This is a genomic window from Streptomyces regalis (assembly GCF_001509475.1).
Classification (GTDB): domain Bacteria; phylum Actinomycetota; class Actinomycetes; order Streptomycetales; family Streptomycetaceae; genus Streptomyces; species Streptomyces regalis.
Map to the genome: position 1 here is coordinate 22,464 of NZ_LLZG01000165.1, position 20,282 is coordinate 42,745.

Genomic DNA, 20,282 nt, shown 5'->3' on the forward strand with positions numbered 1-20,282 from the left:
ACCTGGAGCGGGCCCCGGGCTCCAAGAAGGCCTGGAGTGCCAGCGACCCCCAGGGCCACGTGGAGCTGCTGACGTCCGGCACCGACGCCCTGCTGCGCACCCGGCGCCGCGCCATCCGCATCCTCAAGGCGTGGAATGCTCAGGCCACGAAGCCAGGCTTCTCCTCGCACCAACTCTCCGTGTGGGCCTACGAGTTCGTCGAGCCGAGAATGGGCCTCGTCGGCGCGGTCCACACGGTGCTGCTGGAGGCCGCCCTGCGCCTCCAGCGCGGCGAGCCGACCAAGGATCCGCGCTCCGTCTCGCCCGACCTCAAGCCGCTGATCCCCGACGCGGACGCCGAGCGGCGGCTGCGGGTCGCCGCCGACAAGCTCGCGAAGGCCATCGCCGACCCCGACGACATCGACACGGTGGCGGAGGTCCTGGAGCACCTCTTCCCCAAGACGATGCGTGAACGCGAGCGCGCCTTCTCCGCCGCCTCCACTCCCCTGAGCACCACCGCCAGCCTCGGTCTCGCGGGCGCGAGCCTGCTCCTGCCCAAGACGCGCTCGTGGCGGGAGGACACGGCCGTTGAGCGGTGACCGGCGTCCCGCGCGCCGTCCTTGGTTCGCCCGTCCCATGGCCCGCGCCGAGCTGCTGACCGGGATGCGCTCGACGGGGCTCGACGTGCGCGAGGTGGACAGGCCCGCCGACTTCGCGTCCGGGTTCACCGTCCAGGTCTACCCGCACGTGCGGATCGTGCCCTCGCACAGTCTCCGCATCGTCTTCGCCCCCGGCGATCCGGCAGTCCCCCGCGTCCACGCACGCGGACCCGACTGCCCCGCCCACCGCAACCCCGACGGTTCCCTGTGCCTCTGGTACCCGAAGGACGCGCCCTCGCGCCGCTGGTCGCCCGGTGACGGCGGGCGGCTCCTCGTCGCGATCATCGTCCGCCATCTGCGCTGGGAGTCTGCCTATCGCGCCACCAGCATCTGGCCGGGCTTCGAAGCACCCCACGGCCACGGTTCGCCGGGCCTCGACGAACAGGACCAAATCATTGGCTGACGCGATCAAGGCCTTCGGCCCCTACGCCGCCGTTCTCGCCGCACTCGTGACCGGCCTCATCCTCGGCGTCCAGGCGCGGATCAGCCGCCGCGCCCAGCTGCGGGAGCGGAAGCAGGAACTGTTAGCGAGCGCGTACGAGGTGAGCATCCAGTACACGGAGATGGCGTACGCCGTGCGGCGCCGCCGCGCGGACGCCGCCGCCGAGGAGCGGGTCCGCCTGTCGGAGCAGCTGCGGGAGATCCAGGCCAGACTGACCTGGCACGAGGCGTGGGTCCGCTTCGAGGCCCCGGAGGTGGGCGCCGCGTATGACGAACTCGTCGCCCGCACGCGGACGGTGGCCGGGCGGAGCATGAAGGATGCGTGGCTCTCGCCCCCAGTGGTGGACGACACGGCGATGGTGATCCCGACGTCGGTCGTCGACCTGCGGGCGCTGGCGGATGTCCGCGAGCGGTACATGGCCGCGGTGGAGGCGCACCTTCGCCCCCGGGGCCGCGCCCGCCGCCTCCTCCCGCGCCCGCGCCGCGCCATGCCACCCCCACCCGTGCCCGCTCCCCCAGCCGTTGGGACGGCCCCCGGTGCTCCCGGCGGCCCCGCGGGCGGCTCGCCGTGAGACGAAATACACGTACGCCCCCCGTCCCCAGCCCCTCTCCCTCCCCCTGACCTGCGCCTTCACCAACACTCGGCCCGCCCCGGCCGCAGTTGACCGCCCACGTACGTGCATTCCGTCTCACCCTCGCCCGGAGCACCAAGAGGCCAAGGCCCGCCATGACCGTGACCCTCGACGACGCGTCCACCACCCTCCTCGCCGCCTCCGACGGCGGGCCGCTCACCGTCGAGCAAGGGCTGGCGCTCGGCTGTTCACGCGCGACTCAAGGCCTGCGGCTGGCAGCAGGTCGACGTGAAGGTCTGGGCGGCATCGGGGCTCGCGCTCCACATCGGCATCCGGCTGCGCGCCGGGCCAGCTTGCGGCGCCGGTTCGGCAGCTACTTCTTGCCACTCCCAGAGGTTCCTCCGTGCCGGAACTCCACTAGTCGGTGTAGGGGCACGGGTCGCACCCTCAGGACGCCTCAGACTCCCTCTCTGCCAGCCGTTCAAGGCACAGCGAGCCGCCAAGGAAGGCATGCACAGGCTGGCGCACGCCCAGGGCCAGGTTCTCCACGCATACCTCGACCTGCACCTCGTCGCCAACCCTGTGCCTCTGCGCGCGGCAGACGCCGTACTGGAGCAGGTCATCGAGCTGTTCGACCACACCTCGTCAAGCACCGCTGACGAGGTGATGGAGGCGACGAACAAGGTCGTCGAAGCACAGCGCGAGTTCACAGACGTCTGCCGCGATGACCTCTGGTACCTGCCGCAGAAGTGGCAGATGTACCGTCGAGGATAGTGGGCGGCCGGCGGTGGCGGCAGCAGAGGACTACTTGATGGTGCCGGTCCAGTTCGGGTCGTCGCCGAGGAAGCTGCCGCTCTCCAGCCACGCGTCATCCGAGCGGGAAATGGTGAACACGATGTCCTTGCCGTCGCTCTTGGCGAGCGAGTACTCGGACGTGAACGTGGCGGAGCGGCCGGGGGCGAGGCGGCCTCCCATTTGCTTGGAGTCGACCTCGACGTACAGGAATTCTGTCTGGCCTCCGGTAGTGGCGCCCTGTGCGTCGTACCCGAAGCTGTCCATGTCGTACGGCTTCTTCGTGCCGTTCGTGATGGTGAAGGTGACGCGGAACGGGGTGCGGTCGGCGTCGGGCTTGTCGTCGTACTCGCCGTACTTGGTGATGGTGCGGATGCTGTCGACTTTCACCTTGAGGCCGTCGGTGTAGGCGAAGGTGTCGCCCACCGCAAGCTCAGTGTCCGGCTGCTCGTCGGTCGCGGCGGCCGGGCTGTCGCTGGCGCACTGCTCCGCCCAGTCGGCTTGAGACAGCTCGGAGTCGGGCCCGCAGTCGGGCGAACTGGAGGCCGGCGAACTGCTCGCGGCGTTGGCGCGCTCGGCCTTGCCCTGTGTGGGCTCGCTACAGGCGCTGAGGGTGGCGGCGAGGATGACGATGGTGGCGAGCGCGGTTCGTCTGGCGTGTATTGGTTCCCCCCAAGAACATGCTGACCCCCCGTCATTATGGGGGGTGTTGTGCGGCTTATCGCTGGTGTGTGCATGCTTCGTGGCGCATCTGTGACAGACGGGAACGGGCCCCTTTTCCGAGGTACTTCATCCATTCGGCTCCGGTGAACGCCGTTAAAGCACCCTTCTGACCAGCCAGTTGGCGCTTCGCACCCGACTGATACGACAATTGCCGTCATGTCCGATACTCCTTGGATCGCCGGTCAAGCGGTGGCTGGCACTCTCGCCTTCGGTGCGGTCGCCTGGCAGGCACGCCGGATTCGTCAGGGCAACGAAGTTGCGCAGCGCGCGCTCATCGCCTCCGAGGCGGTTGCAATCGATGCTGCTCGCGCGCGGCTGGACGCCCAAGCTCCTCCAGTAACCGTTCGGCTCACCGACGCGGCCTGGCCGCCGCACGGGGCGTCGCAGTTCGGCGTGATCGCAGGCGAATGGCCTGCTGGCTACGAGTGGCACTTCCCGGCGAAGGAGAGCGAGCGGATCGTGCTGCAAGCCCGCGTCCTAGTCGAGAATCTGGCCCCGCAGCAGTATGTGTCCGTTGAGTATGGCGGCAATCTGATCCGCGAGAAGGATGGCCGTCGGCAGCCTGTCAGGCCGGCGGTGCTCTGGCCGAGCGGCAAAAGCACCGTGAGCCAAAACCTCTTCTTGCATAAGGACTTCACGATCAAGGAGCTGTCGGAGAACTACGAGGCCCGCCAGGAGGGCCGCCCTCTCCCACACCGCGTGACCGGCACGGTCACCGTCCACGAGCGCCGGGATAATGGCGTCACCGATACGTGGGAGCTGGAACTGACTGGCTGCCCGGTCCGTCCGGACAGGACGCGCTCGGGTATCTGGGTGGTCGACACGGAGAGCGGGGTCGACTCCTTGGAGTTCGAGTCGCACCCCACCCATCAGCGGACGTACTGGCTCTCGCGTCGGCGCGGGGAGCGCTTGCCCGAGCCCACGTACCGTTCAGGGGATACGGACGAAAGGCCCGGGGTGCCGTGGTGGCGCCCTGGGCCTCGCCGGCGGGTGGGGTGACAGGTGCCGCGGTTCAGGCTCGCGGCGGCCTCGCCGGGTGCTCTGGCTCCCTTCCCTGCGCGTCACCCCTGGCGCTAACCCTCGGAGTGGATCCCACGTGCGGGCACGCGCCCGGCAGTAGGCTCACTTCCTTCACGACGGCGCAATCGGGCGGGGAACCATGCCACGGGATCTTGACGGCTACAGCATGCCGGAGCGCTCCGACGGGCCACTGCGGCGCCGCACGGAGTGGAGTCCGGTTGGGTTCGAGCTTGCTCGCCAAGGCGCTGGCGAGATCGAGTGCCAGTGCCCCTGCCGCATAGCTCACCCTGGTCACTTGGTCGACGAGTGCGACAATGCCAAAGGCGTGGCCACCGTCCAGGTCGGCACGGTCGGCATGTCCACGTACCTCCTCATGGTGTGCTCGGTCTGCGCGGCTGCGCAGCTGCACGGTCGGTGGCGCGTAGCGGCAGAAGAACGGGACACGTGGCGGTACAAAGCCTCCATCGGATTCGGAGGGTTCGCTGCGCTGACTGCGCTGGTGGGCACCCTGGTTGGCGCCCCGCTTGGCTACGAGACAGCTGGCATATGGCTGGCCGGTGGTGTCGGACTCGCGGCCGCCTACGCCTCGTTCGAGCGGTGGAACTACGACCGCAGGGCCTCCAAGCGGCGCACGTCGCGCTGACGCAGCAGACGCACTCCCCGTATCCGGGCGCACGGGTTCGCGCGGCCCACCGGAACGCAGGCGGTGTACGGCCGCCTGGTACGCCTGCCCCTTTCAAGGGCTCCCGCTCAGCGTAAGCCTCAGGCAGAAAGCGCCGGGGCCTCGGCACTCGCGCGCCCCTTGCGGTACTGCCGTTCGCGCCACCGCCGAGGAAGCTGCCACCACTTGGGGTTGTAAGCGAGATCATGCCGCGCGGCTTCGAGGAAGGCATTGAGCGCCTTCGGGAACTCCTTCAGCGCAGCCTGATAGGCGTCCTCGTACTTGTCCTCGTCGTGGTTGCTGGCCTGCATGTTCTGCAAGATGGAGAACAGGTTGTCGGCCGCCTCCGTAACGTAGGACGTCCCACAGAGCCGCACGGCCATGATCGCGCTGAGAAACTCATCCTCGGCGTTGCTCCACCGGTTGTGCAGATCCAACGCGACGGTGCTGGCTCCCATGGGTGCTCCATCGAGTGCGTCGCTCAGCACGATGTCGTGGATGCGCATCGTGGCGCGCACACGTCTCGTCGTCGTGTCGAGGAAGTGGAAGTAGGCCCCTGCGCGATCCTCCGGGCTCCCTGTTCGGGGCACTCCGATGGGACGGTAGCGGCTGAGGGCTTTCGTGGCCGCGCTGGCTGATCCTCGAAGTGCCGATGCGATAAGGGCTGTTGCGTCCATGGGCTCATCCTGACGCACGGGTATGACAATCGGCCGGGCTGATGGGCTCCTTTCCTGGTGGCGTGATGAGCTGGAGCGTGGCGGCTCCGGCGCCTACGAGGCGCAGCGCGAGGGAGCGGACGCGGCCGATGGGGTGGCGCGCGAACCCGGCGCAGATGGCGGGCGTCGGGGTGCCGACGGCGGCGCGGGTCACCGCCTAGACGCGGCCACGGCCAAGCCCCGACGTCCCATGCCTATCCGAGGCTCGCTACGAGTTCGCCGTTCTCCGCTTGCTCCGCCGAGAGTTGCACGGTGCCGCGGTGGGAGACCTCGACCTTGTAGAACTTCTCGCCCTTGGGCACGTCTGGCACAGCGATGTCAAAGGTGCAGATGTACGAGTCGTAGGTGGAGTCGCCGAGTTCCCCGGTGGCGACGACATCCCCGGACGCCCCGTACACAGTGACGCTGGTGCCTTCGGCGATGTCGTCGTATCCAGAGTCGTAGCGCCCTTTGCAGTCGTCGTCTTCCCCGTCGCTGGTGATGTCCTCGGTGAGGGCGAAATTTCCCTGGAGAGTGAACGTGTCAGGCCCTCTGGTGGCTGTGATGGCCCAGATAGCGCCGACAACTCCGGCGCCGACGGCGAGGCCGATGAGACCGGCGGCAAGTGGTCCGGGTCGTCTCTTCCCCGGCGCCAGCGCTGGGGATGGTGGTCTCGCCGGTTCGGAGGGCGGAGGCGGCGGGGTCTCTGGTTGCGGCGGAATGTCGTTACTCATGGTCCCCCCCAGGAGTGCGTGGAGTCGGGATCGTACTGCCGGGTGATGTTGCTGTGCGCTTGTCGAAGTGAGGTTCACCGATTCGATACGTGGCCGCCCTCTGATAACGCAGCCGATTCGGTAGTTGAAGACCACGCGGACGGGGATCCACCAGTAGCCCGCCTCGTGGACATGACCTGGCCCTGCCACAGCGGATCCCTTTTCATGGCCATCGATCAGGTTCGCGGCTGGGTGCCGTCCGGCTCGTAGAAGTGCGCGCGGACGCGGCATAGCCATGCTTCGACGGCGGCCTCGTCGGGCTGGTCGGGCAGGACGGAGCGGTTCTAGTTGAACGCGACTTCGTACTCGGCGAGCAGCGGCGCGGCGGCGCTAGGGTCGGCCTCCTGCTCGACGCACCGGGCGATCGTGTGGAGCAGCTACTTCTTCCCGCTCCCAGACGTTCCTCCGTGCCTGAACTCCACCACGTCCCCGTCCTGCATCACGTAATCCTTGCCCTCCATCCGCGCCTTCCCCTTGGCGCGGGCATCCGCCACCGAACCGGTCTCCACCAGGTCGGCGAAGGAGATGACCTCGGCCTTGATGAAGCCCTTCTGGAAGTCGGTGTGGATGACGCCGGCGGCCTCGGGGGCAGTGGCGCCCTTCTTGATGGTCCAGGCGCGGGATTCCTTGGGGCCGGCCGTCAGGTAGGTCTGCAGGCCGAGGGTGTTGAAGCCGACGCGGGCGAGGGTCGCGAGGCCCGGCTCGTCGGCGCCCACCGACTCCAGCAGCTCCATCGCGTCCTCCTCGTCGAGCTCGGCGAGGTCCGCCTCCAGCTTGGCGTTGAGGAAGATCGCCTCGGCGGGGGCGACCAGGGCGCGCTGCTCGTTCTTGAAGTCGTCGTCGACCAGCTCGTCCTCGTCCACGTTGAAGACGTAGAGGAAGGGCTTGGTGGTGAGGAGGTGCAGGTCGTGCAGGAGTTCCTCGTTGCCCGAGCCCTGGACGATGCCCGCGGAGAACAGCGTGTCGCCCTTCTCCAGGATCTCCTTGGCCTCCTCGACGGCCTTGACCTTGGGCGCGACGTCCTTCTTGATCCGCGACTCCTTCTGGAGCCGGGGCAGGACCTTCTCGATGGTCTGGAGGTCGGCGAGGATCAGCTCGGTGTTGATCGTCTCGATGTCGTCCTTGGGCGAGACCTTGCCGTCGACGTGGACGACGTTCTCGTCCTTGAAGGCGCGGATGACCTGGCAGATCGCGTCGGACTCACGGATGTTCGCGAGGAACTTGTTGCCCAGGCCCTCGCCCTCGGAGGCGCCGCGCACGATGCCCGCGATGTCGACGAAGTCGACGGTCGCCGGGAGGATGCGCTGGGAGCCGAAGATCTCGGCCAACTTGGTGAGGCGCGCATCCGGGACGCCCACGACGCCGACGTTCGGCTCGATCGTGGCGAACGGGTAGTTGGCCGCCAGCACGTCGTTCTTGGTCAGGGCGTTGAACAGGGTCGACTTGCCGACATTCGGCAGACCGACGATTCCGATCGTGAGCGACACGTTGCGACTTCCCGTACGTGAGAGGACTTCAGGGGCTGGGCTGGGGCCCGGTCCTTCTTCGTTCTTCGATGCAGATGCACGGGCCGATCCACCAGTCTACGGCGTACCGGACCGGGCCCCGGCGCCGTATCGAACACCTGGCCAAGGTCGACCCCAGGGCGTGTCTGAGGGCCGATTCACCACATAAACCGACCTAGGTTGGTGCAGTGGAGCAAGACAGGGCGCGACCTGCCGGGTTCGACTCGCGCCGCGGTACGCCGCCTCCGTTGCCGCCGCAGGCGACGCAGGGTGGGGGTGGTGCGGGGCGGGGCGAGGACGGGTTCGCGCGGGGTGAGCGCGGGTTCGCGCCGGACGGGGACAGTGTGGAGCGGGGCGAAGGTCGTACGAGGCGCGGCGCGGAAGAGTTCGCGCGGGGTGCGGGCGGTGTGCGGGGGGTGGGGGGCTTGAGGGGGGTGAGCGGTGTGCGCGGTGTGAGGGGTTCGGATCGGTCCGTCTGGCCGTCCCGGTCTTCCGGGTCCGCCTCCGCGGCACGGTCTTCCCGCCCGGCCCGGCCGTCCCGAGCCGCCGGATCCGCCCAGCCCGCCCGGTCGACCCGGCCCGTCTCCCAGCGCCGCCCGGGTACGGCCCCGGCGGCAGCGGCGGTACGGCGACCCGCCGGGCCGTCCTCCGCGCCGCAGGCTGTGCGCCGGTTTCCCAATCCCCGGCTCACCGGGCTGGGCAGTGGCCTGTTCTGCGGTGCCGTGATGTTCCTGCTCGGCCACCTCGACGCGCTGCTGTTCGGGTCGTCGCTCACGGTGTACAGCGTGCTGTTCCTGCCGGTGTGTGTGCTGACCGCGGTCTGGGTGCGCAGGGGCGACCTGATGACCGCGCCGGTGGTGGTGCCGATCGCCTTCGCCGTAGGGCTGGTTCCGGTGGCCGACCAGGGCGGGGGGATCGGCGGTCACCTGATGGGGATCGTGACCGCCCTTGCCACGCAGGCCGGGTGGCTGTACGGGGGGACGCTGATCACCGGTCTCATCGTGATCGTACGAAGGGTCCGCCTGATGGTGCGCAGGGCGGCGGCAGCCCGCCGCCGGTCGGTGTGAGCGTCGCCCAGCGGCCCTTCAGCTGTCTCTCCGCTGTCCCTCAGCCGTCCCTCCGCTATCCCTCAGCTGTCCTTCTCCGCCGCCCGCATCGCCGCCCCCACGATCCCCGCGTTGTTCTGCAGCTGCGCCGGGACGATCTCGGCCTTGATGCCCTCGATGTAGTGCAGGAACTTGTGGGACTTCCTGCTCACCCCGCCGCCGATGATGAACAGCTCCGGGGAGAACAGCATCTCGACATGGGCGAGGTACTTCTGGACGCGGTGGGCCCAGTGCTCCCAGGTCAGCTCCTCGTCCTCCTTGGCCTTGCTGGAGGCGCGCTTCTCGGCGTCGTGGCCGTGGAGTTCGAGGTGGCCCAGCTCGGTGTTGGGGACCAGGGCGCCGTCGACGAACAGCGCGCTGCCGATGCCCGTGCCGAAGGTGAGGAGGATCACGGTGCCTCGGCGGTCGCGGCCCGCGCCGAAGTGCATCTCGGCCACGCCGGCCGCGTCCGCGTCGTTGACCACCGTCACCGGGAGGCCGCCGAGGCGCTCGCTGAACAACGCGCGCGCGTCCGTGTCGATCCAGCTTCTGTCGACGTTCGCCGCCGTACGGATCGTGGATCCGTCGGTGACCACGCCGGGGAAGGTCAGCCCGACCGGCCCTGTCCAGCCGTAGTGCTCGACGACCTGCTTCACACCGTCGGCCACGCCGTCGGGCGTGGCCGGGTGCGGAGTGAGCACCTTGAAGCGCTCCTGAGCGAGATCGCCCCTGTCGAGGTCCACCGGGGCACCCTTGATCCCGGAACCACCGATGTCCAAGCCGAAGATCTGCATGGCCCTACGTTACGACGCAGGACCGACAGTCACTCCGCGGAGTCGCCGGAGCCGCCATCGGCCCCCGTGCGCTCGGCGATCAGCGCCGCCGCCTCCTCGCGCAGATCGCGGCGCAGTTCCTTCGGCAGGGAGAAGGTGATGGACTCCTCGGCCGCCTTGACGAGTTCGACGTCGCCGTAGCCGCGCTGGGCGAGCCACTCCAGGACCTCCTCGACCAGCACCTCCGGGACGGAGGCGCCGGAGGTGACGCCCACTGTCGTGACGCCCTCCAGCCAGGCCTCGTCGATCTCGCTCGCGAAGTCCACGAGGTAGGCCTCGCGCGAGCCCGCCAGCTTGGCGACCTCGACCAGCCGCTTGGAGTTGGAGGAGTTGCGGGAGCCGACCACGATGACCAGCTCGGCCTCGGCGCCCATCTGCTTCACCGCGAGCTGACGGTTCTGCGTGGCGTAGCAGATGTCGTCGCTGGGCGGGGAGATGAGCTGCGGGAACTTCTCCTTCAGCGCGTCGACGGTCTCCATGGTCTCGTCGACGGAGAGGGTGGTCTGCGACAGCCACACGATCTTCGACGGGTCACGGACCTCGACCTTGGCGACATCGGCCGGGCCGTCGACGAGCTGGATGTGGTCGGGGGCCTCGCCGGACGTACCGATGACCTCTTCGTGGCCCTCGTGCCCGATCAGGAGGATGTCGTAGTCCTCGTTGGCGAAGCGGACGGCTTCCTTGTGGACCTTGGTGACCAGCGGGCAGGTCGCGTCGATGGTGGCGAGCTTGCCGCGCGCGGCCTCCTCGTGGACGACGGGGGCCACGCCGTGCGCCGAGAACATGACGATGTTGCCCGGCGGGACCTCCTCCGTCCGCTCGACGAAGATGGCGCCCTTCTTCTCCAGGGTCTGCACGACGTACTTGTTGTGGACGATCTCGTGTCGGACGTACACCGGAGCCCCGTACTGCTCCAGGGCTTTTTCGACGGCGATCACGGCGCGGTCCACTCCCGCGCAGTAGCCACGGGGGGCGGCGAGCAGGACACGGCGGCCAGACGAAGCAGTCATGCGTCCCATCGTAAGGGTGCGTTCCTCGCCCCCACCGCCCCTACCCGTCCCATCCTGAAGGGGCTCCGCCCCTTCCACCCCTGCAGGGGGCTCTGCCCCCTGGCGCCCCGCTCCTCAAACGCCGGAGGGGCTGATTTGTCAGCCCCGGCCGTTACGCTCGGCGCATGGCTGTGAACACGTCGCCCGAATCGCCCCTGCCCGTCGGTGAGGTGTCGCGGCTCATCGGGGGGTGGATCGACCGGCTCGGGGCGGTGTGGGTCGAGGGGCAGATCACGCAGTTGTCGCGGCGGCCGGGTGCCGGCGTGGTGTTCCTGACGTTGCGGGATCCGTCGTACGACATCTCCGTCAGCGTGACCTGCTATCGGCAGGTGTTCGACGACGTCGCCGACGTGGTGAGTGAGGGCGCCCGGGTCGTCGTACTCGCCAAGCCCGAGTGGTACGCCCCGCGCGGCCAGCTCTCCCTGCGCGCGGCCGAGATAAGGCCCGTCGGCGTCGGCGAGCTGCTCGCCCGGCTGGAGATGCTGAAGAAGGCCCTCGCCGCCGAGGGGCTCTTCGCGCCGGAGCGGAAGAAGCCGCTGCCCTTTCTCCCGCAGCTGATCGGCCTCGTCTGCGGACGCGCCTCCGCCGCCGAGCGGGACGTACTGGAGAACGCCCGCCACCGCTGGCCCGCCGTCCGCTTCGAGGTGCGCAACGTCCCCGTGCAGGGCGTGCACGCCGTACCGCAGGTCGTGCAGGCGGTGAAGGAGCTCGATGAGATCGACGACGTGGATGTGATCATCGTTGCCCGCGGGGGCGGGAGCGTCGAGGATCTGCTGCCCTTCTCCGACGAGCAGCTCGTGCGGGCTGTCGCCTCATGCCGTACACCCGTCGTGTCCGCCATCGGGCACGAGCCCGACACCCCCCTCCTCGACTACGTCGCCGACCTGCGCGCCTCCACCCCCACCGACGCCGCCAAGAAGGTCGTACCGGATGTGGGCGAGGAGTACGAGCGGGTGCGGATGCTGCGCGACCGGGCCCGGCGGTGTGTCGAGGCGTTCATCGAGCGGGAGGAGCGCGGGCTCGCCCACGCCCTCGCGCGGCCCTCGATAGAGGATCCGCACCGGATGATCGACGAGCGGGCCGATCATGTGGCCTCGCTCCTCGACCGCGGTCGCCGCTGCCTCGGTCACCACCTCGACCGCGCCGAGTCGGAGCTGACGCACACGCACGCGCGCGTGGTGGCCCTCTCCCCCGCGGCGACCCTGAAGCGCGGGTATGCGGTGCTGCAGAAGGCCGACGGGCATGTGGTCCGTGATCCGGGCGAGGTGACGGCGGACGAGGCGCTGCGGGCGCGGGTCGCCGAGGGTGAGTTCTCCGTACGAGTCGACGCACGCGTCGACGCACAGGCCGATGCATAGGGTGGGCGAATGACCAGCAAGGTGGAAGAGGCCCTCGGGTACGAGCAGGCCCGGGACGAGCTGATCGAGGTCGTACGGCGCCTGGAGGCGGGCGGTACGACGTTGGAGGAGTCCCTCGCGCTCTGGGAGCGGGGCGAGGAGCTGGCCAAGGTGTGCCGGCGCTGGCTGGAGGGGGCGCGGGCGCGGCTGGACGCGGCACTCGCCGAGGAGGCCGAGGCCGACTCCGAGCAGGGAGACGGCCGGGACGACTCGTGAGGTCGTGAGGTCGTGAAGTCGTGAAGTCGTGAGGTCGCGACGTCATCAATGTGATGTGAAGCGGATCACCACACCCCGCCTTTTGTTGAAGCTTGAACTTACCTCGCGTACCGTCGAAGCACGACAACCGGTCCCCGGTCCGTTTAGCGCACGCCGCACATCCCGAGAAGGTTCACGCATGTCTCTCGTTCTTGACTCCGCCGCCCAGGACCTGCTGTTCCGCGAGGCCCGCACGGCGAACACCTTCACCGACGAGCCGGTGACCGAGGAGCAGGTCCAGGCGATCTACGACCTGGTCAAGTACGGCCCCACCGCCTTCAACCAGACCCCGCTGCGCATCACCCTGGTCCGCTCCGCCGATGCCCGTGAGCGCCTGGTGCAGCACATGGCCGAGGGCAACCAGGCCAAGACCGCCGCCGCCCCGCTGGTCGCGATCCTGTCCGCGGACAACGAGTTCCACGAGGAGCTGCCGGCCCTCTTCCCGGCGTTCCCGCAGGCCAAGGACCTCTTCTTCAGCGAGCGCGCGGCCCGCGAGAACGCCGCCTCGCTGAACGCCGCCCTGCAGGCCGCGTACTTCATCGTCGGCGTCCGCGCCGCCGGGCTGGCCGCCGGCCCGATGACCGGCTTCGACTTCGAGGGCGTCCGCAAGGAGTTCCTGGACGACGACCACACCCCGCTGATGGTCGTCAACATCGGCAAGCCGGGCGCCGACGCCTGGTACCCGCGCTCCCCGCGCCTGGAGTTCGACCAGGTCATCACGACCGTCTGACCGACCCGAGCACCCAGCGGGCGCCGAACCCGCGCACACGAAAGGCCCCCGGCGATGTCGCCGGGGGCCTTTCGTCGTCAGCCAGCTCGTGCGCGGACGGTCACTCCGCCTTGAGCGCCTTCGCCATCTGCGTCAGCTGCTCGAACGACCCCGTGCCCGCCACCACGGTCGTCGCGCCCTTCTCCTGGTGCACGAGCGCGTCGTACCGGCCGCCCGTGTACCGCGTCCACGTCCGGTCGCCGATCTGCTCGGTCACCTCGGTCGCCCGCCCGCCCTGGGTGGCCTCCTCCAGGAACGTCACCGGCTTCTCGGTCGACTGCTCGACCTGCACGTACTCCCCGCCCGGGGTGTGAAAGCCGAGATGCCAGGCGTCGAAGTCGTCGCCCTTGAAGCGGACGGACGTCGCCTTCCAGGTGTCGGGCAGCCCCTGCGGCGCGACCACCGGGTAGGACGCGGCACGGCGGGCCGTGAGCAGCTCGACGCGGTAGTCGACCCGCGGGAGGTCGGGAGCGCCGTCCTCATGAGGGACGAAGAGATAGATGACTCCCGCCGCGAGCACGGTCACTCCCAGGGAGAGGACCATGTTCCGGACCGACTTCTGCTTCTGCTTGCCGTTCGAACCTGCCACGCCCCCTATCGTCGCAGGTGCCCTGGCCTGCTCATCCGTGGGGCCCCCTGCTCATTCTGCGTGCCCGAGGATAGAGTCAGGTTCGTCACCCTCATCCGGCCGTCGTCGTATCAGAAAGGTGCGCCTCGATGACCGAGAATCATCATCATTTGCCGTCCGAGCTCGAAGTACCCAGCGAAGCCCCCGACCGCAACCTCGCCCTGGAACTGGTCCGCGTGACCGAAGCGGCGGCGATGGCCGCGGGCCGCTGGGTCGGGCGCGGCGACAAGAACGGCGCCGACGGCGCCGCCGTGCGCGCCATGCGGACCCTCGTCTCCACCGTGTCGATGAACGGCGTCGTCGTCATCGGTGAGGGCGAGAAGGACGAGGCGCCGATGCTCTTCAACGGGGAGCGTGTCGGCGACGGCACCGGGCCCGAGTGCGACATCGCCGTCGACCCGATCGACGGGACCACCCTGACCGCCAAGGGCATGCCGAACGCCATCGCCGTGCTGGCCGCGGCCGACCGGGGATCCATGTTCGACCCGTCCGCCGTGTTCTACATGGACAAGCTGGTCACCGGCCCCGAGGCCGCCGACTTCGTCGACATCGACGCGCCCGTGTCCGTGAACATCCGCCGGGTCGCGAAGGCGAAGCGGTCCACGCCGGAGGACGTCACCGTCGTCATCCTCGACCGGCCTCGCCACGAGGGCATCATCAAGGAGATCCGGGACGCGGGTGCGCGCATCAAGCTGATCTCCGACGGCGATGTCGCGGGGTCCATCTACGCGCTGCGCGAGGGCACCGGCGTCGACATGCTGCTCGGCATCGGCGGTACGCCGGAGGGGATCATCTCGGCGTGTGCCGTGAAGTGCCTCGGCGGGACCATCCAGGGCAAGCTGTGGCCGAAGAACGACGAGGAGCGGCAGCGGGCGATCGACGCCGGGCACGACCTCGACCGGGTGCTGCTCACCGATGACCTGGTCGCCGGGGACAACGTGTTCTTCGTCGCGACCGGGATCACCGACGGTGAGCTGCTGCGGGGCGTGCGGTATCGGTCGGAGACCGCGACCACCGACTCGATCGTGATGCGGTCGAAGTCGGGGACGGTGCGGAGGATCGACTCCGAGCACCGGTTGAGCAAGCTGCGGGCCTACAGCGCGATTGACTTCGACCGCGCGAAGTAGGGAGCACGTGCGCCTAGTAGCTCGGGAGTGCGGATTGTCGGCGACTGCGGGTGGTGTGTGGCTGGTCGCGCCCACGCGGCAGAGCCGCATATCGACACAGCCCCGCGCCCCTTGGGTTGGCCCACTCCCCTGAGTCAAAAAGGGCGCCCCCGGTGCGGAGGGGGCGCCCTTTTTGTTGCTCAGCCTGCCTGGGCTATGCGGTTCGCTGCCCTCGCCGCCTTTTTCAGTTCCATGTCGCGGCGGCGGCGCCTTGCCAGGACCACTCGGCGTTCTGCTGCGGTGAGGCCGCCCCAGACGCCGTACGGTTCGGGCTGGAGAAGAGCGTGTTCCCGGCACTCGACCATGACGGGACAGCGGGCGCAGACTCGCTTCGCCGCCTCCTCGCGGGAGAGGCGGGCCGCGGTGGGCTCCTTTGAGGGGGCGAAGAACAGGCCGGCCTCGTCGCGGCGGCACACGGCCTCTGTATGCCACGGGGCGTCTTGGTCCCTGTCTCGCACTGGCACCCGCTGGGCCGGAACGGCAGCGACCTGCAGGGACGAATGCGGCGGTTGCAGCACGGTCTACTCCTGACGACGGCTTCGCGAGCGAGAGACGATGCAGCAAGGTCTACCCGCTGTGCGCGCGCCTATGCAGTCAGTTCCGAAGCGCTGGATTTCGGGGGGTCCTGCGCGCCACTGTGCGGCGACCGGGACGGCTGCGGAGCCGGGACGAAGACGTCGAATTCACAACCGTCAATGATCCAGATGCTTGCGCAAACTCCTGTCGACCTTGCGCTGCACGCGATCGAGAATGTCCGCGACGATCTTCCCCCGCTTCGGCCGGCCCTCGATGTTCCCGAGCACGGCCCAGCCGTCGACAAGGACGACCGGCGCCGCGGGATCCTCGGCATCGAGCGTGTCCACCTCGAAGTTGCCGAGGACACCGCCGCCCGTGCCGCGCAGCGAGACGTTCTCCGGGACGCGGACCTCGACATTGCCGAAGACCGAGATCGCCCGGACCACGACCTGCTGGTACTCGAAGAGCGCCTCGCTGAGGTCTATCTCCACGCTGCCGAAGATCGCGTATGCGTGGATACGGCGGCCCGCGCGCCAGCGGCCCCTGCGGACCGCGCTGCTGAAGACCGCGACCACGGTGTCGTCGGGGTCGGCCGGGATGGCGCCGGGGGCGAGGCGGCCGGGGGCGGGCACATGGGGTGCGCGGCGCTCGCGGGCTGCGGGCAGGTCCCGTATGAAGACATCCAGTGCACCGACCGTCTTGGCCGCCAGCACGCCCTCGACGCGCTCGGCGTGCTCATCGGCGGTGAGGCGGCCCTCGGCCAGGGCGTCGCGCAGGATGTCGGCGATCCGGTCGCGATCGGCGTCGGAGGCGCGGAGCTCGGACGCATCGGACACGTCGGACACGTCGGACACGGCGGAGACGGTGGGCGCGGTGGGCGCGGGGCGCTTCTGAAGGTCCACGGCAGCAGATTACCCAAACACGATAGATCGCGATACCCCTGTGGATGACGAACTGAGCCTTACCTCACAAGCTTCCGGGCTTGGACAGGTTCTACGCTGATGGGGCCGCCAATGGAGGCGGCTGCCGTCTGCCGAGTGAGGAATGGGCTGAGATGCCTGAGTTCGCGTACACCGATCTGCTCCCCATGGGAGAGGACACCACCCCGTACCGGCTGGTGACCGCCGAGGGTGTCTCCACCTTCGAGGCCGACGGGCGGACGTTCCTCAAGGTCGAGCCCGAGGCGCTGCGCAAGCTGGCCGAGGAGGCCATCCACGACATCCAGCACTATCTACGGCCTGCGCACCTGGCTCAGCTGCGGCGCATCATCGACGACGCCGAGGCGTCGAGCAACGACAAGTTCGTCGCCCTGGACCTGCTGAAGAACGCGAACATCGCGGCGGCGGGTGTCCTGCCGATGTGCCAGGACACCGGTACGGCGATCGTGATGGGCAAGCGCGGTCAGAACGTGCTGACCGAGGGCGGCGACGAGGCGGCGCTCAGCCGCGGCATCTACGACGCGTACCTGAACCTCAACCTGCGCTACTCGCAGATGGCTCCGCTCACCATGTGGGAGGAGAAGAACACCGGGTCGAACCTGCCCGCGCAGATCGAGCTGTACGCCACCGACGGCGGCGCCTACAAGTTCCTCTTCATGGCGAAGGGCGGCGGCTCGGCCAACAAGTCGTTCCTCTACCAGGAGACGAAGGCCGTTCTGAACGAGGCCTCCATGATGAAGTTCCTGGAGGAGAAGATCCGTTCGCTGGGTACGGCCGCCTGTCCGCCGTACCACCTGGCGATCGTGGTGGGCGGTACGTCCGCCGAGTACGCGCTGAAGACCGCGAAGTACGCCTCCGCGCACTACCTGGACGAGATCCCGGCCGAGGGTTCGCCGCTCGGGCACGGCTTCCGGGACAAGGAGCTGGAGGAGAAGGTCTTCGAGCTGACGCAGAAGATCGGTATCGGGGCGCAGTTCGGCGGCAAGTACTTCTGCCACGACGTGCGGGTGGTGCGGCTGCCGCGGCACGGTGCCTCCTGCCCTGTCGCCATCGCCGTGTCCTGCTCCGCCGACCGCCAGGCCGTCGCGAAGATCACCGCAGAGGGCGTCTTCCTGGAGCAGCTGGAGACCGACCCGGCGCGGTTCCTGCCGGAGACGACCGACGAGCACCTGGAGTCGGACGGGGACGTCGTCAAGATCGACCTGAACCAGCCGATGGACGCCATCCTCGCCGAGCTGACCAAGTACCCGGTCAAGACCCGGCTTTCACTCACCGGTCCGCTGGTCGTGGCCCGTGACATCGCGCACGCCAAGATCAAGGAGCGGCTGGACGCGGGCGAGGACATGCCGCAGTACCTGAAGGACCACCCGGTGTACTACGCGGGACCGGCGAAGACGCCGGAGGGCTACGCGTCCGGCTCCTTCGGTCCGACCACGGCCGGCCGCATGGACTCCTACGTCGAGCAGTTCCAGGCGGCGGGCGGCTCCAAGGTCATGCTGGCCAAGGGCAACCGCAGCAAGCAGGTCACCGACGCGTGCGGCACCCACGGCGGCTTCTACCTCGGCTCCATCGGCGGCCCCGCCGCCCGCCTCGCGCAGGACTGCATCAAGAAGGTCGAGGTCGTCGAGTACGAGGAGCTCGGCATGGAGGCCGTCTGGAAGATCGAGGTCGAGGACTTCCCGGCGTTCATCGTGGTCGACGACAAGGGCAACGACTTCTTCCAGGACCCGGCGCCGGCGCCGACGTTCACGTCGATTCCGGTGCGGGGGCCGGGGCTGGCGTAGTGGCTCGGGTGCGGCGGGGACGGATCTCGCCCCCGCCGCCCCTACCCGTCCCATCCTGAAGGGGCTCCGCCCCTTCTACCCCGCCAGGGGGCTTTGCCCCCTGGACCCCCATCGGCCTGAACGGCCTCGTCCTCAAACTCCCCCAGAGGGGGCACCCCCAGACGGGCTGAAATGCACGGACCGGCGTGAAGACGTCAGCGGCGGCACCGGGCCGGGCAGCACCCGGTCGAGGCTGCTCCGGCTGTGGGACCTGTCCCGGTCACGAGCAGCGTCGGTTTCTCCCCCGACGGCGCCATGCTCCCCGCCGGGAACGCCATCGGCCAGGTCCGGCTGGGGGACGTCTCCGATCCGGTCCGCGCCGGCGCTGGTCCACAGCCCACGCGGCGGCCACCTCGTCACCGGCGGCGCGGACGGAACCGTACGCCTGTGGCAGACCGACACCGCCCGTGCCCGGACGATGCTGTGCGCCTCGACCCGGCACGCCATGGACCCGGCCCGCTGGAAGGAGTACGTGTCACCGGACCTGGCGTACGAACCGCCCTGCGAGGGATGACGGCCTGCGCGATCCTGAAACGGGAATAGGCCCCACGGGCCACGCGCTCTCCCCCGTGGAGGTACCACAATGACGACGACTGCCGACGACGCCGGCCAGGGCTACCGCATCGAGCACGACTCCATGGGCGAGGTCCGCGTCCCCGCCGACGCCAAGTGGCGGGCCCAGACCCAGCGTGCCGTCGAGAACTTCCCCATCTCCGGCCAGCGCATCGAGCGCGCCCACATCGAGGCCCTCGCCCGGATCAAGGGCGCCGCCGCGAAGGTGAACGCGCGGCTCGGGGTGCTCGACAAGGACATCGCCGAGGCCATCCAGGAGGCCTCGCACGAGGTCGCCGAGGGGCGGTGGGACGAGCACTTTCCCATCGACGTGTTCCAGACCGGGTCCGGGACCTCGTCCAACATGAACACCAACGAGGTCATCGCCACCCTCGCGACCGAGCGGCTCGGGCGGGACGTACATCCGAATGATCACGTCAACGCCTCGCAGTCCTCCAACGACGTCTTCCCGTCCTCCATCCACATCGCCGCCACCGCCGCCGTCACCCGTGACCTCGTCCCGGCCCTCGAGCACCTCGCCGGGTCCCTGGAGCGCAAGGCCGAGGAGTTCGCCGATGTCGTGAAGTCGGGGCGGACCCATCTCATGGACGCCACGCCCGTGACGCTGGGTCAGGAGTTCGGTGGCTACGCCGCCCAAGTGCGGTACGGCGTCGAGCGGCTCCACGCCTCCCTGCCCCGCCTCGCCGAACTTCCCCTCGGCGGTACGGCCGTGGGGACTGGTATCAACACCCCGCCCGGGTTCTCCGCCGCCGTCATCGAGGAGGTCGCCCGCACCACCGGGCTGCCCCTCACCGAGGCCCGCGACCACTTCGAGGCGCAGGGTGCCCGGGACGGGATCGTGGAGACCAGCGGGCAGCTCAGGACCATCGCGGTCGGGCTGACGAAGATCGCCAACGACCTGCGGTGGATGTCGTCGGGGCCGCGCACCGGGCTCGCGGAGATCTCCCTGCCCGACCTCCAGCCGGGGTCCTCGATCATGCCCGGCAAGGTCAATCCGGTCATTCCGGAGGCCGTCCTCATGGTCGCCGCGCAGGTCGTCGGCAACGACGCCACCGTGGCCACCGCCGGAGCCGCCGGCAACTTCGAGCTGAATGTGATGCTGCCGGTCATCGCGAAGAATGTTCTGGAATCCATCCGGTTGCTGGCCAATGCCTCCCGACTGCTGGCCGACCGGACCGTCGACGGCATCGTCGCCCATCGCGAACGCGCCCTGGAATACGCCGAGTCGTCACCCTCCGTGGTCACGCCGCTCAACAAGTACATTGGATACGAGGAGGCCGCCAAGGTCGCCAAGAAGGCGCTCGCCGAGCGGCGGACGATCCGCCAGGTCGTCCTGGAGAGCGGGTACGTGGAGCGCGGCGACCTCACCGTCGAGCAGCTCGACGAGGCCCTCGATGTCCTGCGGATGACACGGCCGTAACCAACGATCA

22 protein-coding genes are annotated in these 20,282 nt (G+C 69.1%); 13 read left to right on the plus strand and 9 right to left on the minus strand.

The window, feature by feature from the left end; genetic code table 11:
• The first annotated feature begins 59 nt into the window (after nt 1–59).
• The 4 genes from ADL12_RS20470 to ADL12_RS20485 all read left to right on the plus strand — a co-directional run bounded on the left by ADL12_RS20470 (nt 60) and on the right by ADL12_RS20485 (nt 2,425).
• On the plus strand, nt 60–578 hold the full coding sequence (locus ADL12_RS20470) for a hypothetical protein (protein ID WP_062704114.1): 519 nt from the start codon (nt 60–62) through the stop codon (nt 576–578).
• A gap of 37 nt (nt 579–615) precedes the next feature.
• Nucleotides 616–1,041, plus strand: a complete 426-nt coding sequence (locus ADL12_RS20475; RefSeq protein ID WP_062704115.1) for a hypothetical protein — start codon at nt 616–618, stop codon at nt 1,039–1,041.
• The gene (locus ADL12_RS57730; protein ID WP_062704116.1) at nt 1,034–1,651 is read left to right on the plus strand and encodes a hypothetical protein; all 618 of its coding nucleotides are present in this window, start codon (nt 1,034–1,036) and stop codon (nt 1,649–1,651) included. Before ADL12_RS20475 ends, ADL12_RS57730 begins: the two co-directional genes overlap by 8 nt.
• Before the next feature lie 510 nt (nt 1,652–2,161).
• A complete protein-coding gene (locus tag ADL12_RS20485) occupies nt 2,162–2,425 on the plus strand; it encodes a hypothetical protein (RefSeq protein ID WP_062704117.1) in 264 nt (87 codons plus the stop codon).
• A 30-nt stretch (nt 2,426–2,455) separates the two neighbouring features.
• Here ADL12_RS20485 and ADL12_RS20490 read toward each other — a convergent pair whose 3' ends face one another.
• A complete protein-coding gene (locus tag ADL12_RS20490) occupies nt 2,456–2,869 on the minus strand; it encodes a hypothetical protein (protein ID WP_062704118.1) in 414 nt (137 codons plus the stop codon).
• 453 nt (nt 2,870–3,322) lie between these two features.
• Here ADL12_RS20490 and ADL12_RS20495 point away from each other — a divergent pair, with 453 nt between their 5' ends.
• On the plus strand, nt 3,323–4,165 hold the full coding sequence (locus ADL12_RS20495) for a hypothetical protein (RefSeq protein ID WP_062704119.1): 843 nt from the start codon (nt 3,323–3,325) through the stop codon (nt 4,163–4,165).
• A gap of 316 nt (nt 4,166–4,481) precedes the next feature.
• Nucleotides 4,482–4,829, plus strand: a complete 348-nt coding sequence (locus tag ADL12_RS20500; RefSeq protein WP_159053225.1) for a hypothetical protein — start codon at nt 4,482–4,484, stop codon at nt 4,827–4,829.
• 119 nt (nt 4,830–4,948) lie between these two features.
• On the opposite strand, the gene ADL12_RS20505 is transcribed toward ADL12_RS20500, so the two are convergent.
• The 3 genes from ADL12_RS20505 to ychF all read right to left on the minus strand — a co-directional run bounded on the left by ADL12_RS20505 (nt 4,949) and on the right by ychF (nt 7,802).
• Nucleotides 4,949–5,524: a hypothetical protein gene (locus tag ADL12_RS20505; protein WP_159053226.1), complete on the minus strand. Its 576-nt coding sequence runs from the start codon at nt 5,522–5,524 to the stop codon at nt 4,949–4,951.
• 233 nt (nt 5,525–5,757) lie between these two features.
• The gene (locus ADL12_RS20510; protein ID WP_244187985.1) at nt 5,758–6,276 is read right to left on the minus strand and encodes a hypothetical protein; all 519 of its coding nucleotides are present in this window, start codon (nt 6,274–6,276) and stop codon (nt 5,758–5,760) included.
• 416 nt (nt 6,277–6,692) lie between these two features.
• Nucleotides 6,693–7,802, minus strand: coding sequence for a redox-regulated ATPase YchF (ychF, locus tag ADL12_RS20515; RefSeq protein WP_062704122.1), 1,110 nt, complete (start codon nt 7,800–7,802; stop codon nt 6,693–6,695).
• Between the two features lie 680 nt (nt 7,803–8,482).
• Here ychF and ADL12_RS50665 point away from each other — a divergent pair.
• Nucleotides 8,483–8,887, plus strand: coding sequence for a DUF6542 domain-containing protein (locus ADL12_RS50665; protein WP_107119975.1), 405 nt, complete (start codon nt 8,483–8,485; stop codon nt 8,885–8,887).
• A gap of 62 nt (nt 8,888–8,949) precedes the next feature.
• Here ADL12_RS50665 and ppgK read toward each other — a convergent pair whose 3' ends face one another.
• Both ppgK and ADL12_RS20530 read right to left on the minus strand, forming a co-directional pair.
• Nucleotides 8,950–9,699 carry a polyphosphate--glucose phosphotransferase gene (gene ppgK / locus ADL12_RS20525; protein WP_062704124.1) on the minus strand — a complete coding sequence of 250 codons (750 nt, stop codon included), beginning with the start codon at nt 9,697–9,699 and terminating at the stop codon, nt 8,950–8,952.
• A gap of 29 nt (nt 9,700–9,728) precedes the next feature.
• Nucleotides 9,729–10,757, minus strand: coding sequence for a 4-hydroxy-3-methylbut-2-enyl diphosphate reductase (locus ADL12_RS20530; RefSeq protein WP_208614580.1), 1,029 nt, complete (start codon nt 10,755–10,757; stop codon nt 9,729–9,731).
• A 155-nt stretch (nt 10,758–10,912) separates the two neighbouring features.
• Between ADL12_RS20530 and xseA the strand changes: the two genes are divergently transcribed.
• From xseA to ADL12_RS20545, 3 genes are all read left to right on the plus strand, one after another.
• The gene (gene xseA, locus ADL12_RS20535; protein ID WP_062704125.1) at nt 10,913–12,145 is read left to right on the plus strand and encodes an exodeoxyribonuclease VII large subunit; all 1,233 of its coding nucleotides are present in this window, start codon (nt 10,913–10,915) and stop codon (nt 12,143–12,145) included.
• Between the two features lie 9 nt (nt 12,146–12,154).
• Entirely contained in the window at nt 12,155–12,400 is a 246-nt protein-coding gene (locus ADL12_RS20540) for an exodeoxyribonuclease VII small subunit (protein ID WP_062704126.1), read from the plus strand.
• 178 nt (nt 12,401–12,578) lie between these two features.
• Nucleotides 12,579–13,169 (plus strand): malonic semialdehyde reductase, encoded by a 591-nt coding sequence (locus ADL12_RS20545; RefSeq protein WP_062704127.1) that lies wholly within the window; start codon nt 12,579–12,581, stop codon nt 13,167–13,169.
• 100 nt (nt 13,170–13,269) lie between these two features.
• On the opposite strand, the gene ADL12_RS20550 is transcribed toward ADL12_RS20545, so the two are convergent.
• Nucleotides 13,270–13,797 carry a DUF4245 domain-containing protein gene (locus ADL12_RS20550; protein ID WP_062704128.1) on the minus strand — a complete coding sequence of 176 codons (528 nt, stop codon included), beginning with the start codon at nt 13,795–13,797 and terminating at the stop codon, nt 13,270–13,272.
• A 128-nt stretch (nt 13,798–13,925) separates the two neighbouring features.
• Here ADL12_RS20550 and glpX point away from each other — a divergent pair, with 128 nt between their 5' ends.
• Complete coding sequence (gene glpX / locus ADL12_RS20555) at nt 13,926–14,963, plus strand: class II fructose-bisphosphatase (RefSeq protein WP_062704129.1); 1,038 nt, start codon at nt 13,926–13,928, stop codon at nt 14,961–14,963.
• 179 nt (nt 14,964–15,142) lie between these two features.
• On the opposite strand, the gene ADL12_RS50670 is transcribed toward glpX, so the two are convergent.
• Together ADL12_RS50670 and ADL12_RS20560 are read right to left on the minus strand one after the other, a co-directional pair.
• A complete protein-coding gene (locus tag ADL12_RS50670; RefSeq protein WP_079052169.1) occupies nt 15,143–15,520 on the minus strand; it encodes a WhiB family transcriptional regulator in 378 nt (125 codons plus the stop codon).
• A gap of 174 nt (nt 15,521–15,694) precedes the next feature.
• Nucleotides 15,695–16,420 carry a DUF1707 SHOCT-like domain-containing protein gene (locus ADL12_RS20560; RefSeq protein ID WP_062704130.1) on the minus strand — a complete coding sequence of 242 codons (726 nt, stop codon included), beginning with the start codon at nt 16,418–16,420 and terminating at the stop codon, nt 15,695–15,697.
• Nucleotides 16,421–16,572: 152 nt separating this feature from the next.
• On the opposite strand from ADL12_RS20560, the gene ADL12_RS20565 reads away from it, so the two are divergent.
• Both ADL12_RS20565 and ADL12_RS20570 read left to right on the plus strand, forming a co-directional pair.
• Nucleotides 16,573–18,240: a fumarate hydratase gene (locus tag ADL12_RS20565; protein WP_062704131.1), complete on the plus strand. Its 1,668-nt coding sequence runs from the start codon at nt 16,573–16,575 to the stop codon at nt 18,238–18,240.
• A 622-nt stretch (nt 18,241–18,862) separates the two neighbouring features.
• Nucleotides 18,863–20,272, plus strand: a complete 1,410-nt coding sequence (locus tag ADL12_RS20570) for a class II fumarate hydratase (RefSeq protein ID WP_062704132.1) — start codon at nt 18,863–18,865, stop codon at nt 20,270–20,272.
• The last annotated feature ends 10 nt before the right edge of the window (nt 20,273–20,282 follow it).

What these genes read in the sequence shown, in the direction of transcription:
- ADL12_RS20475 (WP_062704115.1), top strand. Translation starts at nt 616, where the DNA reads ATGGCCCGCGCCGAGCTGCTGACCGGGATGCGCTCGACGGGGCTCGAC.
- ADL12_RS20485 (WP_062704117.1), top strand. Translation starts at nt 2,162, where the DNA reads ATGCACAGGCTGGCGCACGCCCAGGGCCAGGTTCTCCACGCATACCTC.
- ADL12_RS20495 (WP_062704119.1), top strand. Translation starts at nt 3,323, where the DNA reads ATGTCCGATACTCCTTGGATCGCCGGTCAAGCGGTGGCTGGCACTCTC.
- ADL12_RS20505 (WP_159053226.1), bottom strand. Translation starts at nt 5,524, where the DNA reads ATGGACGCAACAGCCCTTATCGCATCGGCACTTCGAGGATCAGCCAGC.
- ADL12_RS20510 (WP_244187985.1), bottom strand. Translation starts at nt 6,276, where the DNA reads ATGAGTAACGACATTCCGCCGCAACCAGAGACCCCGCCGCCTCCGCCC.
- ppgK (WP_062704124.1), bottom strand. Translation starts at nt 9,699, where the DNA reads ATGCAGATCTTCGGCTTGGACATCGGTGGTTCCGGGATCAAGGGTGCC.
- ADL12_RS20530 (WP_208614580.1), bottom strand. Translation starts at nt 10,757, where the DNA reads ATGGGACGCATGACTGCTTCGTCTGGCCGCCGTGTCCTGCTCGCCGCC.
- xseA (WP_062704125.1), top strand. Translation starts at nt 10,913, where the DNA reads ATGGCTGTGAACACGTCGCCCGAATCGCCCCTGCCCGTCGGTGAGGTG.
- ADL12_RS20540 (WP_062704126.1), top strand. Translation starts at nt 12,155, where the DNA reads ATGACCAGCAAGGTGGAAGAGGCCCTCGGGTACGAGCAGGCCCGGGAC.
- ADL12_RS20545 (WP_062704127.1), top strand. Translation starts at nt 12,579, where the DNA reads ATGTCTCTCGTTCTTGACTCCGCCGCCCAGGACCTGCTGTTCCGCGAG.
- glpX (WP_062704129.1), top strand. Translation starts at nt 13,926, where the DNA reads ATGACCGAGAATCATCATCATTTGCCGTCCGAGCTCGAAGTACCCAGC.
- ADL12_RS20565 (WP_062704131.1), top strand. Translation starts at nt 16,573, where the DNA reads ATGCCTGAGTTCGCGTACACCGATCTGCTCCCCATGGGAGAGGACACC.
- ADL12_RS20570 (WP_062704132.1), top strand. Translation starts at nt 18,863, where the DNA reads ATGACGACGACTGCCGACGACGCCGGCCAGGGCTACCGCATCGAGCAC.